Source organism: Vibrio rotiferianus, assembly GCF_002214395.1.
Taxonomy (GTDB): Bacteria; Pseudomonadota; Gammaproteobacteria; order Enterobacterales; family Vibrionaceae; genus Vibrio; species Vibrio rotiferianus.
In genome coordinates, this window is record NZ_CP018312.1 from 970,814 (window position 1) to 984,238 (window position 13,425).

Below are 13,425 nucleotides of genomic sequence, written 5' to 3' on the forward strand. Positions count from 1 at the left end.
ATAGTAATTAAGTTTAAAAAATAAACAGATGTAAACTTTGTTGTATTGCGTTGTGTTGACAGTTTATCGAGACTCAGTAGACTGTCAACACAACAAAAAAAGTGACTAAAGGAATACACGTGGAAGTTCGTCATAACTGGACGCATGCTGAAGTACGCGATCTCATGGAAAAACCATTCATGGATCTCCTATTCGAAGCGCAGCTTGTTCATCGTCAATATCAACAAACCAACCATGTTCAAGTAAGCACGCTTCTATCGATTAAGACAGGTGCTTGTCCGGAAGATTGTAAGTACTGTCCTCAGAGTGCTCGTTACACCACAGACATCGAAAAAGAGCGTCTGATGGAAGTAGAACGCGTACTCGACGCTGCGCAAAAAGCGAAAAACGCGGGTTCTACTCGATTCTGTATGGGCGCAGCGTGGAAGAACCCTAAAGAGCGTGATATGCCGCATTTGACCGACATGATCAAAGGCGTGAAAGGCATGGGTTTAGAAACGTGTATGACATTAGGCATGTTGACACCAGATCAAGCAAAACAACTGGCAACCGCGGGTCTGGATTACTACAACCACAACCTAGATACTTCACCTGAGTTCTACGGCAATATCATTACCACACGTACTTACCAAGATCGTTTAGATACCTTGTCTCACGTTCGTGATGCCGGCATGAAGATTTGTTCCGGTGGCATCATCGGCATGGGTGAAAGTGCCAATGACCGAGCGGGTTTGTTGGTTGAACTGGCTAACTTGCCAGTACACCCTGAAAGCGTGCCAATCAACATGCTGGTTAAGGTGAAGGGTACACCACTGGAAGAAGTGGACGATGTTGAGCCATTCGATTTCATTCGCCTGATTGCGATTGCGCGCATCATGATGCCTCAATCAGCGGTTCGTCTATCGGCTGGCCGTGAAAACATGAATGAACAAATGCAAGCGCTGTGTTTTATGGCGGGTGCAAACTCAGTCTTCTATGGCTGCAAACTTCTGACCACGCCAAACCCTTCTGAAGATAAAGACATGATGCTGTTCAATAAGCTCGGCATTAACAGCCAAGAAGTGTCTCAAAAACCTGATGAAATCGAAGAAAACGAGTTGCTGGATCGCGTTGTAGAGCGTGTTGCTGCTCGTCCAACAAAAGACGACCTTTTCTACGATGCCAGCGTTTAAATCTCGTATCGAGTCCGCCCTTGCCGCCCGTAAAGCGCAGGGGCTGAATCGTTCGATGAATGTGGTGTTTTCTGGCAACCAATCGATTTTGGAATACGAAGGCAGACGCTACATCAACTTCTCAAGTAACGACTACTTAGGCTTGGCCAATGACCAAGCGCTTGTTCGTGCTTGGCAGCAAGGCTTGAGTGTATACGGCAGCGGTAGTGGCGCCTCTCCAATGGTGACAGGCTTTAGTGCAGCGCACAGCAATTTAGAAGCGGCACTGACCGAATGGCTGGGTTACGAGAGGGCAATCCTGTTTGGCTCTGGCTTCAGTGCTAACCAAGCGCTGCTGTTTACTCTGCTAGAAAAATCAGACGTCCTCATTCAAGACCGTTTGAACCATGCTTCTTTGATGGAGGCTGGGATGTTGTCGCCAGCTAAAATGAAGCGCTTCAAGCATAATGACATCGAGCACCTAAAGTCGCTGCTGAATAGCGAAGACAACCATCTAGTTGTGACCGAAGGGGTGTTCAGTATGGACGGTGATTGTGCACCAATTCATGATATTGCCGAAGTTACACGAAGCCACGATACTTGGTTCGCCGTCGATGATGCACACGGTATTGGCGTTCTTGGTGAATCCGGTGGTGGGTCTTGCGAGCTGGCTTCAGTAAAGCCTGAGTTGTTGATCGTTACTTTTGGTAAAGCTTTTGGTATGTCTGGCGCGGCTATCTTATGTGACCACGCAACTGGGGACTTTTTAACTCAGTTTGCTCGTCACCATGTGTATTCCACGGCGATACCGCCAGCACAAGCGTATGCGTTGACGCATGCTGTCTCTATGATTCAAGAGCAGTCTTGGCGACGTGAAAAGCTTGCAGAGCTAAGTGAAGTTTATCGAGATAGCCTCAACGAACTCGACGGTTTTGTTGAAACGAAAACCTCGATTAAGCCATTTATGATTGGTGAATCCGAACTGGCTTTACAGGTTGCAAGCGCTTGTCGTCAAAACGGTATTTGGGTGACAGCGATTCGTCCACCGACGGTACCTAAAGGAACATCTCGTCTTCGAATTACACTCACTGCCAATCACACTAATGAACAAGTTAAAACGCTTTCAGTGGCACTGAAGCAAGCATTAGGAGCGCTGTAATGGGTAATGCAACCACCGCTTTAGCAAAAACGGCCGCATTGGAGAGTTTCTATCAAGACAAAGACGCGATTGCTTCCTCATTTGGCAAAGCAGCTGAAACATACGATAAGCACGCGGCGTTTCAGCGTGACGTTGGGCATCGCTTGCTTGATAAGCTTCCTGAGGACTTAATGGGTAAACGCGTTCTCGATTTGGGCTGTGGTACAGGCTACTTCTCTCACCTGCTCCAACAACGTGGCGCAGAAGTGGTTTGTGGCGATATCTCACAAGCGATGTTAGATAAAGCGCAGCAGCGTTGTGGTACACAGCGAATGCAGTACCAGTTAGCTGATGCCGAAAACTTGCCATTTGATGATGAGAGCTTCGATTACGTTTTTTCAAGTTTAGCTTTGCAATGGTGTGTGGATTTAAGCTACCCACTGCGAGAATTGCGTCGTGTGCTAAAGCGAGGAGGGACGGGATGCTTCTCTACTCTGGCGGATGGCTCGTTGTATGAGTTACGCGAGGCGTGGTCAAAAATTGACACACATCAACACGTGAATAACTTTATTACCCACAATCAGGTAAAAATTGCGTTAGCGCAATCTTGGTGCCACAACCATCATCTAGACTTGACCCCCATCACAGTTTGGTACGACTCAGCGTTTTCTGTCATGCGTGATCTCAAAGGCATTGGTGCAAATCACGTAAGCGGGCGCTCACATGGCTTGACGAGCCGTCGCACTTTGTTGCAAGTTGAGCGTGCGTACCAAGCATTTAGAAACGATCAAGGTCTTCTACCTGCAAGTTATCAGGTTTGTTTTGGAGTCATAGTTAAATGATTGATGCATTTTTTATTGCTGGTACGGATACTGATGTAGGAAAAACGGTAGCGTCTAAAGCTATTTTGCAGGCACTTGGTGCAAAAGGGCTTAACACCATTGGTTATAAACCAGTGGCAGCAGGAAGCGACAAGACGGCGGAAGGTTGGCGCAACTCGGATGCATTGCATCTGCAGAAAGCCGCGACGCTAGATATCGCATACGACGATGTAAACCCATATGCTTTGGAATTACCTTCTTCTCCTCACATCGCCGCTAAGCACGAACACGTAGAGATTAAGTACGAAGTATTGAGCGAAAAACTAGCTCAGCACAAAGAGCAGTCGGATATTGTTCTTGTAGAAGGGGCCGGTGGTTGGCGCGTACCTGTATCTGACACTGATAGCTTGTCAACATGGGTTCAGCAAGAGCAATTACCAGTAGTACTGGTTGTAGGTATTAAACTGGGTTGTTTGAGCCATGCATTGCTCACAGCTGAGATCATCAAAGCGGATGGTCTGAATCTAGTCGGTTGGGTTGCAAACCGCGTTAACCCAGGCACAGAGCACTATGCGGAAATCATCGATATGTTGGAAGATCGTATCGATGCTCCAAAGTTAGGTGAGATTCCGTACATTCCAAGTGCGAAGCGTAAAGAGTTAGGTAAATACATCAATGTTGAGCCACTGCTTAACATATAGACCTACGAATGAGCTGTAAATATCAAAAGGGCTGCACAATGCAGCCCTTTTCTCATGTAAACCTATGTGTCTAATCGTAAGATTCGACGTTTAGTTTATTTCTCTTGGCTAAGCCCCATCAAAGCTTGTTGTGTTTCAGCAACGCGCTTTGACATGTGAGCATCGGTTGAAATACCTAGCTGTTGTTTTGCCTCATCCTCTGAGATACCTAGATGACAACAAAGTAGATCGATAGCCATTTGATAGTCGTTAGTTTCTACCATGATTTTTCCCTCAAGACATGGAAGTTTGGAACTGCTTTTTTGTCCTTAAAGCTCGCCCCGTTTCGTTCATCTAAGCTGAATCTAGCACGTACGGATAGTCGCACAATAAGACCAAAGTCTATACCTAGGCTAAGGCGCTGTTTCTATGGGAGTTAAATTTTGCAGTTTGTGTAAATATTTCAATCTCGAAAACAAATGTTGCAATTTATTGCTTAACCTTGTTTTTATCGAGGATAGACTATATCTATAACGCAACGGAGCACGAAACCAAGCAGAGCGAGCTTTTCAGGCGTTCTGTTACTTAGATATAAATCTTGTTCCATATAATAATCCGTTTTAAAAAAACGATAAGCTTCCTCGGAGAAAAGTAATGAAGCGAATTATGTTATTCCTAGCAACTAACCTAGCAGTCGTGCTAGTGCTTAGTGTTGTTCTGAATATTGTTTACGCTGTAACTGGAATGCAGCCAGGCAGTCTGTCTGGTCTACTACTGATGGCAGCAGTGTTTGGTTTTGGTGGCGCATTCATCTCGCTAATGATGTCTAAGAGCATGGCACTACGCTCGGTAGGCGGCATGGTGATTGAGAGCCCACGTAACGAAACTGAACATTGGCTTCTAGAAACAGTTGGTCGCCAAGCTCAACAAGCGGGCATCGGTATGCCAACCGTCGCTATTTATGATGCGGCAGACATCAACGCATTTGCAACCGGTGCTAAGCGTGATGATTCGCTAGTTGCAGTATCTACCGGTCTTTTGCACAACATGACTCGTGATGAAGCGGAAGCGGTACTTGCGCATGAGGTTAGCCACATCGCTAACGGTGATATGGTGACCATGACGCTAATGCAAGGTGTCGTGAATACCTTCGTTATCTTCCTATCTCGTTTCATTGCTAACATTGTTGCTTCGAATGACGATGAGGAAGGTCAAGGCTCAAACATGATGGTTTATTTCATTGTGTCCATGGTGCTTGAACTGGTATTTGGCTTCCTAGCAAGCTTCCTAACCATGTGGTACAGCCGTCACCGTGAATTCCATGCTGATGCCGGTGCAGCACAACTAGTGGGCAAAGAGAAGATGATCGCGGCGCTAGAACGTCTGAAAATGAGTCACGAATCTCAACTGGATGGCACTATGATGGCGTTTGGTATCAACGGTAAGCGTTCAATGACTGAGCTTCTAATGAGCCACCCACCATTAGATAAACGTATCGCAGCGCTACGTGCTCAACAATACTAATCAATTCTTACGCTAACAGTTCAATTAGCTGTTAGTTAATATTCTGAAAAGGCTTGGTTTTTTAACCAAGCCTTTTTTTGTGTCTATTGATCGCTAGTGGATCTCGTCACGTATCACTTTACAGAAATAAAGTTATACAAAAATATTTTTGTACAACTTTTTACGATTGGTCTATCTTGTACATATAATAATTTTGTACAACTGTTGAAGGTGATATAGGAGCGTAAGAATGGACATTCAGTCAGTTGGCAACATTTATCAAAAGCTGAGCAAGGCAAATTTGCACTTGTTAGAAGAGATTTATCACCAGGATGTAGTGTTTGAAGATGCTGCTCATCGTTTAGAAGGGTGGCCTGCGTTATCCGATTACTTTCAATCACTTTACACCAATGTCATTCGTTGTGACTTTGTCATTCATGACCATCAACAAGTCGGGGAAACTGGCTTCCTTACTTGGACGATGGATTTACAACACCCAAAACTTCAGAAAGGCGCGCCTATTTCGGTGAACGGCGTTTCGCATCTTAAATTCTGCGACGGGCAGGTTATTTATCATCGAGACTATTTTGACTTAGGTGAAATGCTATACGAAAACCTGCCGCTACTTGGCTCTGTGGTTAAAACCATCAAACAGAGGCTAGGGCAATGAGTGGTTCGGTACTGATTACAGGGGCGACTTCGGGGATTGGACGTCAGCTCGCATTGGACTATGCAAACTCAGGCTGGAAAGTGATTGCCTGCGGACGCAATGAGGCCGTGTTGGCAGAGCTTGAGGGCGCGTCGAAGAACATCTCAACCTTACGTTTTGATGTGACGCAGTATGACGAAACGCTCCAAACACTGTCTGAATTGCCTTTTATTCCTGAAAACTGGATTTTCAACGCTGGCGACTGCGAATACATGGACGACGGCGTTGTTGACGCGAAACTCATGGCGCGCGTTATGAACGTGAATGTGGTTGGTGTAGCTAATTGTGTTGAAGCTTGTCAGCCTCGCTTCGAACGAGGTCATCGTGTTGTCATTGTTGGTTCCATTGCATCGGAAGTCGCATTGCCGCGAGCAGAGGCTTACGGCGCATCTAAAGCCGCAGTGAGTTATTTCGCACGCACGCTGGCAGTCGACTTAAAGAAGAAAGGGATCAAAGTCGTCACGGTTTTCCCCGGCTTTGTCGAAACGCCTCTCACCGACAAAAACACTTTTGATATGCCGATGATTGTATCGGTAAAGCAGGCTTCTGATGCCATCCGCAAGCAGTTGGATGCAAACAAAAGCCATATCTATTTCCCAGCGAGATTCACTGGCATTTTGCGCTTTATCTCGCTGCTTCCCTACAGCTGGCAAGCACGGCTAACCGCAAAACTCGTATCATAAGAAGGAAGAAGCATGAACGTTGCAGGAAGAAAGAAAATCGCCATTGTTGGTACCGGGATTTCTGGTCTCACTTGTGGCTATTACTTGCATAAAGAACATGACGTAAAGTTGTTCGAGGCGAACGACTACATAGGTGGGCATACGGCGACTGTTGACGTGAGCGTTGACGGAAAAGAGTACGCGATCGATACCGGCTTTATTGTATACAATGACCGGACTTACCCAAACTTCATCAAAATGATGAACGAAATTGGTGTCGAAGGTTTGCCGACCCAAATGAGCTTCAGCGTCAGAAACGACGGTAATGGTTTGGAGTACAACGGTCACACAGTGTCGACATTGTTTGCTCAAAAACGAAACTGGGCAAACCCAAAATTCTACCGCTTTATCTCAGAGATCCTTCGTTTTAACAAACTGGCGAAAAGCTTTGCTAACGAGAAATCGACAGATTCTCAGACGCTGGGTGAGTTTCTTGACGAACACGACTTCAGTCCATTTTTTACTGATAACTACATATTACCAATGGGTGCTGCAATCTGGTCATCGACCTTGGCAGACATGCGCGCATTCCCGTTAATGTTCTTCTTGCGATTCTTCCTCAATCACGGATTGTTAGATATCACAAACCGCCCGCAATGGTATGTGATAAAAGGCGGCTCACGCTCTTACATTGGACCGTTGACCAAAGGTTTTGCCGATAATATTCGTCTTAACAGCCCAGTCGAAAAAGTCATCCGTACTGATAACGGTGTTGGTATTGAAGTTCATGGTGAGATGCACTGGTTTGATGACGTTATCTTCGCTTGCCACAGTGATCAAGCAATGCGAATGCTGGGCGACATAAGCTCTAACGAGCAAGAAATCTTAGGCGATATGGCGTACCAAGCAAACGAAGTCGTGTTGCATACGGATATTGGCCTGTTGCCAAAACGCAAGGCGGCTTGGGCGGCATGGAATTACCTACTTGATGGCAGTCAAGAACAGCAAGAGCGTCTTCCTTCTCTGACTTATAACATGAACATACTGCAACACATTCAGTCTGAGCATACTTTCTGTGTCACGTTGAACAGTACGAAAAAAATCAACCCAAACAAGATTCTACGTTCATTCACTTACCATCATCCAGTGTTTACCACGGAGTCTATTGCCGCCCAGCAACGTAAAGACGAAGTCCAAGGCAAACAGAGTACATGGTTCTGTGGTGCCTATTGGTACAACGGCTTCCATGAAGATGGTGTTCGTAGCGCGCTTGATGTTGTTCAAGGACTAGAAGAAAAATACCGCGAGCAAAATGTGGTGCCTTTTGAAAAAGGCGCGGCGTGATATGAGTAGCCAGATGAACAGCCGATTGTTTATAGGCAATGTTCGCCACCGTCGATTCACGCCTGTGAGTCATGAGCTGAATTACTCACTATTTATGCCTGCCATCGACGTAGATGAACTCGAGGCGTTGGAGAAAAGAGTGTGGGGTTTTGGTTCTCGTTGGTGGCATTGGGCTCGTTTTAAGCGCAGTGATTACCTCGATGGTAAAGGATGCATTAAGTCAGCCGTGCAAGACAAATTGGAAGCGCTAACTGGCGTTCGTTTGACGGGTAAAGTGGTTGCCGTTTGTCACCTGCGTTACCTAGGGCTTTATTTTAGTCCGGTTAATTTCTACTACGTTTATAACAAGGAGGGCGAGTGGAAGTACCTGCTGGCAGAAGTAAGCAACACCCCTTGGAATGAACGTCATTACTATGCGATAGCGGCAAACGAACAGGATGAAAATTTTGGGTGGGAGCAAGACAAAGCCTTTCATGTCTCGCCTTTTAACCCAATCGACCAACGTTACCATTGGAAGATCAAACCTTTGACAGACAAGTTAAATATCCATCTTGAATGCCACAAAGGTGAAAAACATTTCGATGCCACCATGGCGATGAAAGCGCAGCCACTTTCAAGTAAAACCTTATTGAAGTGCTTGATCGTTACGCCGATTCAAACGGTAAAAGTCATGGTTGGTATTTACTGGCACGCTCTAAAACTTTGGATTAAAGGCGCGCCTTTTTACTCACATCCTAAATACGCTCAACCTGAAACGACAGAACCTGAGCAAGTGAGTAAAGAAGAAAAGAATAATAAGCACAAGGAGAACTCTGCATGTTAAATACGACTTCTATGGCAATGCCGCGTGAATTAACGACGACGCAAAAAGCGGCTCGTGGAGTTCTTTTTCAGTGTCTTCAAAAGATGGAAATCGGCTGCTTAACGGTTATTGAGAGCTTCAAAACAGAAACGACTGAGCGCAGTGAGAGATTCTCAACGCCAAATGGAGAATATAACGGTGAGCCAATTATGGCGACGATTGAGGTCAAGCATCCGGGCTTTTACTCACGCATTTTACAAGGTGGTAGTATTGCAGCAGGTGAAGCTTACATGGACGGCTGGTGGGATAGCCCAGATTTGACGGCATTGATGAAGTTGATGGCTCTCAACATGCGTGCACTGGATAAGCTCGAAGAGCAGGGCAGTTGGCTTACAAGGTTGTTGTATAAGTTCAGTCATTGGACTAACCGCAACTCGCAAGAAAACTCCCGTAAGAATATTCATGCTCACTACGACTTGGGTAATAACTTGTATGAAGCGTTTCTTGATACCAACATGCTGTATTCGTCAGCATTGTACAACGAAGTGGGCGACTCATTAGAACAGGCACAAATCAACAAAATGGATCGACTGTGTCAGCAAGTTGAGCTGAAAGCTAGCGATCATGTCATCGAAATTGGCACCGGCTGGGGTGCAATGGCGATTTACATGGCTGAACAATATGGCTGTCAGGTGACGACGACAACCATTTCTGAAGAGCAGCATGCGTACGCGGAACAGAAGATTAAAGAGCGTGGATTAGAGGGAAAAATTACACTGCTCAAAGAAGATTACCGCAACCTAACCGGAACTTACGACAAGCTTGTTTCTATAGAGATGATTGAAGCGGTGGGTAAGCAGTTTCTGCCTTCTTATATCAAGAAGTGCGAATCCTTGTTAAAGTCGGGAGGCTTGATGGCGATTCAAGCGATTACGATTGCCGACCAGCGCTACGATTACTACAGCAACAATGTCGATTTTATTCAGAAGTACATTTTCCCAGGAGGCTTTTTACCTTCAGTCACATCCCTTACTCAAGCAACGACGAAGTACAGTGACTTGGTTACCCGAGATCTGTTTGATATTGGGCTTGATTACGCCAAAACGCTTAATGAGTGGCATCATCGCTTTAATCAAGCCGAGAGTGAAGTGCGCTCGTTTGGTTACGATGATCGCTTCGTGCGCATGTGGCGTTATTACTTGAGCTACTGTGAGGGTGGCTTCTTAGCTCGCACGATCAGTGCCGTTCACATGACGTTTCAGCGCCCGTAGTTCGTTATGAGAGTGTTTGTTGCATCGACATGGTTCCAACTCTGCTGGTTTGCCGCGGTGCTTGGGACCTATCAATGGCAGTGGCTGACGTTAATACTCACGTTAATTACCTTGGTGTACTGCTGGAGAGCCGAACCCTTCGCTCTCAAGAATATCGCCATGATTGTATCTATTGGCTTGGTCTTAGATACCTTCAATAAGCAATTTTCCCTCTTTATATTCCCAACCCCTTGGTTACCCATATGGCTTGTTTGTCTGTGGGTTCTATTCTCATGGTATGCCTACCAACTCAAATCAATTTTGTACCGTTTTCCAAAAACCTACGTATCTATAGTAGGCGGTATCGGAGGAACAGCGAGTTACTTTGCTGGCTATAAACTCCAAGCCGTTGAATTTGGACTAAGCTCTGGCGCTACACTGGCGATTCTGTTCGTAGAATGGTGCTCAATGATGCTTCTGATACTCAAGGTGTACGGAAATGAAAAGCTTGAAGAGAAATTGGAGACGGAAACTGATTAGTAGTGTTATGGCAGCCTCCTTGTTCTATGCAGTGCCCTTGCAAGCTCAAAATGTGGTTGGTTTGAGTGAGATAATAACCACTAGCAATTGGCAACAATGGCAGACGGTGGGTGAGGCACAACTCACTTGGTTTGTTTTTGATATCTACAAGTCCCGCCTTAAAGCGCCCGATGGTCAGTACTCGGTGTCTAGAGACGTTTCTCCCCATCCTTTTGCTTTAGAGATCAACTACCAGCGCGATATCAGTAAAGAGCAGCTGCTCGATGTGACTGATGAGCAGTGGCAAAAGCTGGGCTTTACGGAGCCTTACCGACAAAAGTGGATCTTGGAGCTGGACACTATGTTTCCCAACATTAAGAAGGGTGATGAGTTGACTTACCTCACTGATGGTACAAATGGTCAGCTTATTTATCGCAAAGCCGGGAGTGAACCGTATCAAACCGTCGGATATGTGAAAGATGAGCGGCTTAATGATGCGTTTCTTTCGATTTGGTTATCACCGAAAACAGAGTTTCCTAAACTTCGTAAACAACTGATAGGGCAGGTAAGGTAGTGAAATTATTAAAACGAATGCTCAAAGCACCAGTGATTGCTGCGGTAACACTTCTTAGCGCATGCTCTGCTGATATTGATAACTATCAAGCGGCATCACCAGCCTTTGACCTGTTTGGCTACTTCGAAGGTGACGTCAAGGCCTGGGGAATGGTGCAGGACTACACTGATAAACAAACTCGCCGATTTGAAGTCGACATTGTCGGGACGGTTGAAGGTAATGAACTAACGCTGGTGGAAGACTTTGTCTTTGATGATGGCGAGCTCGACCAGCGTATATGGGTCATTACTAAACTCGAAGACGGCACCTATAAAGGCAAAGCGGATGACATTATTGGTGTTGCCACCGGTAAAGAGATGGGTAATGCGCTGCAATGGCAATACGACTTCGAGCTGAAAATGGATGATTCAACCATCACGGTGTCGTTCGATGATTGGTTGTACCGCCAGGATGATATGCACGTGTTTAACCTTACCAAGATTAAGAAGTTTGGCGTTGAAGTAGGGACGATTACTCTTTTCTTCCAGAGGCAATAGAAATAAAGAAACGAGATGCGGGAGCGCTTCGCTTTAGGAGTCGAGATTGAGGCGCGGTAAGTTTAGCGAAAGGAAGATGAATTTGGTGTGTGGATAGCAGTTGCATCTGGAATGGCTATAACCGAGCCTTATCCCTTATCCCTTATCCCTTATCCCTTATCCCTTATCCTGAAGCTTAGCGTTCCATAGGGAGAATCCCGTTCCCCCTAAACGAAGAAAGGGTTGACGCTTTCACGTCAACCCTCAAAATTATCCGATTCTCGATTCTCGATTCTCGATTCTCGATTCTCGATTCTCTTACAGCTTATCTGTCAGCTCGATTGCTTGACCGATGTAGTTTGCTGGCGTCATCTCTTTCAGACGTGCTTTCTCGTGTTCAGGAAGCTCAAGACCGTCGATGAAGTTACGCATTGCTTCGCCGTCTACACGCTTACCACGAGTTAGCTCTTTTAGCTTCTCGTATGGCTTCTCGATGCCGTAACGACGCATTACTGTTTGTACTGGCTCAGCTAGTACTTCCCAGTTCTTATCTAGTTCAGCAAGAAGTGCTTCGCGGTTTACTTCTAGCTTGCTGATGCCTTTAAGCGTAGAAGTGTAAGCGATGATTGCGTAGCCAACACCAACACCAAGGTTACGTAGAACTGTTGAGTCAGTTAGGTCACGCTGCCAACGAGAGATAGGCAGTTTCTGTGCTAGGTGGCCGAATACAGCGTTCGCAAGGCCTAGGTTACCTTCTGAGTTTTCAAAGTCGATTGGGTTAACTTTGTGAGGCATGGTTGAAGAACCGATCTCACCAGCAATAGTTTTTTGCTTGAAGTGGCCTAGTGCAATGTAACCCCAAACGTCACGGTCGAAGTCAATCAGGATAGTGTTGAAACGAGCGATAGCGTCGAACAGCTCAGCGATGTAATCGTGTGGCTCGATCTGAGTTGTGTATGGGTTCCAAGTAACGCCTAGAGACTCAGTGATGAACTCTTCAGAGAACTTGTGCCAATCTAGCTCTGGGTAAGCGGAAAGGTGTGCGTTGTAGTTACCAACTGCACCGTTGATTTTCGCTAAGATCTCAACGTTTTCGATTTGCTTGAATTGACGCTCCATACGGTACGCCACGTTTGCCATTTCTTTACCCATAGTAGATGGAGAAGCAGGCTGACCGTGTGTACGAGATAGTAGAGGAATATCGCGGTATTCCACTGCTAGTGCTTTGATAGCGTCGATTAGGTTACGGATTTCTGGAAGAATCACGTTCTCACGCGCTTCTTTAAGCATAAGAGCGTGTGAAGTGTTGTTGATGTCTTCAGAAGTACATGCAAAGTGGAAGAACTCGTTTACTGCGTGCAGTTCAGGAACGTCTGCTACTTTCTCTTTTAGGAAGTATTCAACCGCTTTAACGTCGTGGTTAGTTGTACGCTCGATCTCTTTGATACGGCGTGCATCTTCTTCAGAGAAGTTTGCAGCAAGGTCGTCTAGGAATTGGTTTGCTTCTGCGCTAAACGCTGGCACTTCTGCAATTTCAGCAGTAGCAGCAAGCTTTTGTAGCCAGCGGATTTCAACGATAGTACGGTATTTTAGTAGACCGTATTCACTGAAAATTTCGCGTAACGCAATTGTCTTGCTTCCGTAACGGCCGTCTACTGGTGAAACAGCAGTCAATGCTGACAGTTCCATGATGTTCTCCTGAATTGGGTTTCTAAATTTCGTGAGCTTTATACCAATAACTGTGGCAATTGTCACGA

15 protein-coding genes are annotated in these 13,425 nt (G+C 45.8%); 13 read left to right on the plus strand and 2 right to left on the minus strand.

Features of this window, described 5'->3' with window-relative positions; all coding sequences use genetic code 11:
• Positions 1-119 precede the first annotated feature (119 nt).
• From bioB to bioD, 4 genes are read left to right on the plus strand one after another with little or no spacing between them, the layout of a single operon-like run.
• On the plus strand, positions 120-1,172 hold the full coding sequence (gene bioB / locus BSZ04_RS13570) for a biotin synthase BioB (RefSeq protein WP_005378222.1): 1,053 nt from the start codon (positions 120-122) through the stop codon (positions 1,170-1,172).
• Complete coding sequence (bioF, locus tag BSZ04_RS13575) at positions 1,159-2,310, plus strand: 8-amino-7-oxononanoate synthase (RefSeq protein ID WP_162531058.1); 1,152 nt, start codon at positions 1,159-1,161, stop codon at positions 2,308-2,310. Before bioB ends, bioF begins: the two co-directional genes overlap by 14 nt.
• Positions 2,310-3,131, plus strand: a complete 822-nt coding sequence (gene bioC, locus BSZ04_RS13580; protein ID WP_088880566.1) for a malonyl-ACP O-methyltransferase BioC — start codon at positions 2,310-2,312, stop codon at positions 3,129-3,131. The genes bioF and bioC overlap by 1 nt, the downstream gene beginning before the upstream one ends.
• Positions 3,128-3,811, plus strand: a complete 684-nt coding sequence (bioD, locus tag BSZ04_RS13585; RefSeq protein ID WP_010449200.1) for a dethiobiotin synthase — start codon at positions 3,128-3,130, stop codon at positions 3,809-3,811. The genes bioC and bioD overlap by 4 nt, the downstream gene beginning before the upstream one ends.
• Positions 3,812-3,906: 95 nt before the next feature.
• On the opposite strand, the gene BSZ04_RS25045 is transcribed toward bioD, so the two are convergent.
• Positions 3,907-4,074, minus strand: a complete 168-nt coding sequence (locus tag BSZ04_RS25045) for a hypothetical protein (protein ID WP_010449198.1) — start codon at positions 4,072-4,074, stop codon at positions 3,907-3,909.
• A 370-nt stretch (positions 4,075-4,444) separates the two neighbouring features.
• Between BSZ04_RS25045 and htpX the strand changes: the two genes are divergently transcribed.
• From htpX to BSZ04_RS13635, 9 genes are all read left to right on the plus strand, one after another.
• Positions 4,445-5,314 carry a protease HtpX gene (gene htpX, locus BSZ04_RS13595; protein ID WP_010449196.1) on the plus strand — a complete coding sequence of 290 codons (870 nt, stop codon included), beginning with the start codon at positions 4,445-4,447 and terminating at the stop codon, positions 5,312-5,314.
• A gap of 229 nt (positions 5,315-5,543) precedes the next feature.
• Positions 5,544-5,963 (plus strand): nuclear transport factor 2 family protein, encoded by a 420-nt coding sequence (locus BSZ04_RS13600; RefSeq protein ID WP_088880567.1) that lies wholly within the window; start codon positions 5,544-5,546, stop codon positions 5,961-5,963.
• Positions 5,960-6,685 (plus strand): SDR family oxidoreductase, encoded by a 726-nt coding sequence (locus tag BSZ04_RS13605; RefSeq protein WP_088880568.1) that lies wholly within the window; start codon positions 5,960-5,962, stop codon positions 6,683-6,685. Before BSZ04_RS13600 ends, BSZ04_RS13605 begins: the two co-directional genes overlap by 4 nt.
• A 12-nt stretch (positions 6,686-6,697) precedes the next feature.
• On the plus strand, positions 6,698-8,008 hold the full coding sequence (locus BSZ04_RS13610) for an NAD(P)/FAD-dependent oxidoreductase (protein WP_088880569.1): 1,311 nt from the start codon (positions 6,698-6,700) through the stop codon (positions 8,006-8,008).
• 1 nt (position 8,009) lies between these two features.
• A complete protein-coding gene (locus tag BSZ04_RS13615; RefSeq protein ID WP_162531059.1) occupies positions 8,010-8,831 on the plus strand; it encodes a DUF1365 domain-containing protein in 822 nt (273 codons plus the stop codon).
• On the plus strand, positions 8,825-10,081 hold the full coding sequence (locus BSZ04_RS13620) for an SAM-dependent methyltransferase (RefSeq protein ID WP_088880571.1): 1,257 nt from the start codon (positions 8,825-8,827) through the stop codon (positions 10,079-10,081). Before BSZ04_RS13615 ends, BSZ04_RS13620 begins: the two co-directional genes overlap by 7 nt.
• A gap of 6 nt (positions 10,082-10,087) precedes the next feature.
• Positions 10,088-10,600 carry a DUF2878 domain-containing protein gene (locus tag BSZ04_RS13625; protein WP_088880572.1) on the plus strand — a complete coding sequence of 171 codons (513 nt, stop codon included), beginning with the start codon at positions 10,088-10,090 and terminating at the stop codon, positions 10,598-10,600.
• Entirely contained in the window at positions 10,560-11,153 is a 594-nt protein-coding gene (locus BSZ04_RS13630) for a chalcone isomerase family protein (RefSeq protein WP_088880573.1), read from the plus strand. The genes BSZ04_RS13625 and BSZ04_RS13630 overlap by 41 nt, the downstream gene beginning before the upstream one ends.
• A gap of 17 nt (positions 11,154-11,170) precedes the next feature.
• Positions 11,171-11,689, plus strand: a complete 519-nt coding sequence (locus tag BSZ04_RS13635) for a DUF3833 domain-containing protein (protein ID WP_088880574.1) — start codon at positions 11,171-11,173, stop codon at positions 11,687-11,689.
• Positions 11,690-11,986: 297 nt separating this feature from the next.
• Here the strand turns inward: BSZ04_RS13635 and purB are convergent, their stop codons facing one another.
• Positions 11,987-13,357, minus strand: a complete 1,371-nt coding sequence (gene purB / locus BSZ04_RS13640; protein ID WP_005378198.1) for an adenylosuccinate lyase — start codon at positions 13,355-13,357, stop codon at positions 11,987-11,989.
• Positions 13,358-13,425: the final 68 nt, after the last annotated feature.

Bases quoted from the DNA above. Each gene is read 5' to 3' on its own strand.
- htpX (WP_010449196.1), top strand. From the start codon at position 4,445: ATGAAGCGAATTATGTTATTCCTAGCAACTAACCTAGCAGTCGTGCTA.
- bioD (WP_010449200.1), top strand. From the start codon at position 3,128: ATGATTGATGCATTTTTTATTGCTGGTACGGATACTGATGTAGGAAAA.
- BSZ04_RS13605 (WP_088880568.1), top strand. From the start codon at position 5,960: ATGAGTGGTTCGGTACTGATTACAGGGGCGACTTCGGGGATTGGACGT.
- BSZ04_RS13630 (WP_088880573.1), top strand. From the start codon at position 10,560: ATGAAAAGCTTGAAGAGAAATTGGAGACGGAAACTGATTAGTAGTGTT.
- BSZ04_RS13600 (WP_088880567.1), top strand. From the start codon at position 5,544: ATGGACATTCAGTCAGTTGGCAACATTTATCAAAAGCTGAGCAAGGCA.
- BSZ04_RS13620 (WP_088880571.1), top strand. From the start codon at position 8,825: ATGTTAAATACGACTTCTATGGCAATGCCGCGTGAATTAACGACGACG.
- BSZ04_RS13635 (WP_088880574.1), top strand. From the start codon at position 11,171: ATGCTCAAAGCACCAGTGATTGCTGCGGTAACACTTCTTAGCGCATGC.
- BSZ04_RS13625 (WP_088880572.1), top strand. From the start codon at position 10,088: ATGAGAGTGTTTGTTGCATCGACATGGTTCCAACTCTGCTGGTTTGCC.
- BSZ04_RS13615 (WP_162531059.1), top strand. From the start codon at position 8,010: ATGAGTAGCCAGATGAACAGCCGATTGTTTATAGGCAATGTTCGCCAC.
- bioC (WP_088880566.1), top strand. From the start codon at position 2,310: ATGGGTAATGCAACCACCGCTTTAGCAAAAACGGCCGCATTGGAGAGT.
- BSZ04_RS25045 (WP_010449198.1), bottom strand. From the start codon at position 4,074: ATGGTAGAAACTAACGACTATCAAATGGCTATCGATCTACTTTGTTGT.
- purB (WP_005378198.1), bottom strand. From the start codon at position 13,357: ATGGAACTGTCAGCATTGACTGCTGTTTCACCAGTAGACGGCCGTTAC.
- BSZ04_RS13610 (WP_088880569.1), top strand. From the start codon at position 6,698: ATGAACGTTGCAGGAAGAAAGAAAATCGCCATTGTTGGTACCGGGATT.
- bioF (WP_162531058.1), top strand. From the start codon at position 1,159: ATGCCAGCGTTTAAATCTCGTATCGAGTCCGCCCTTGCCGCCCGTAAA.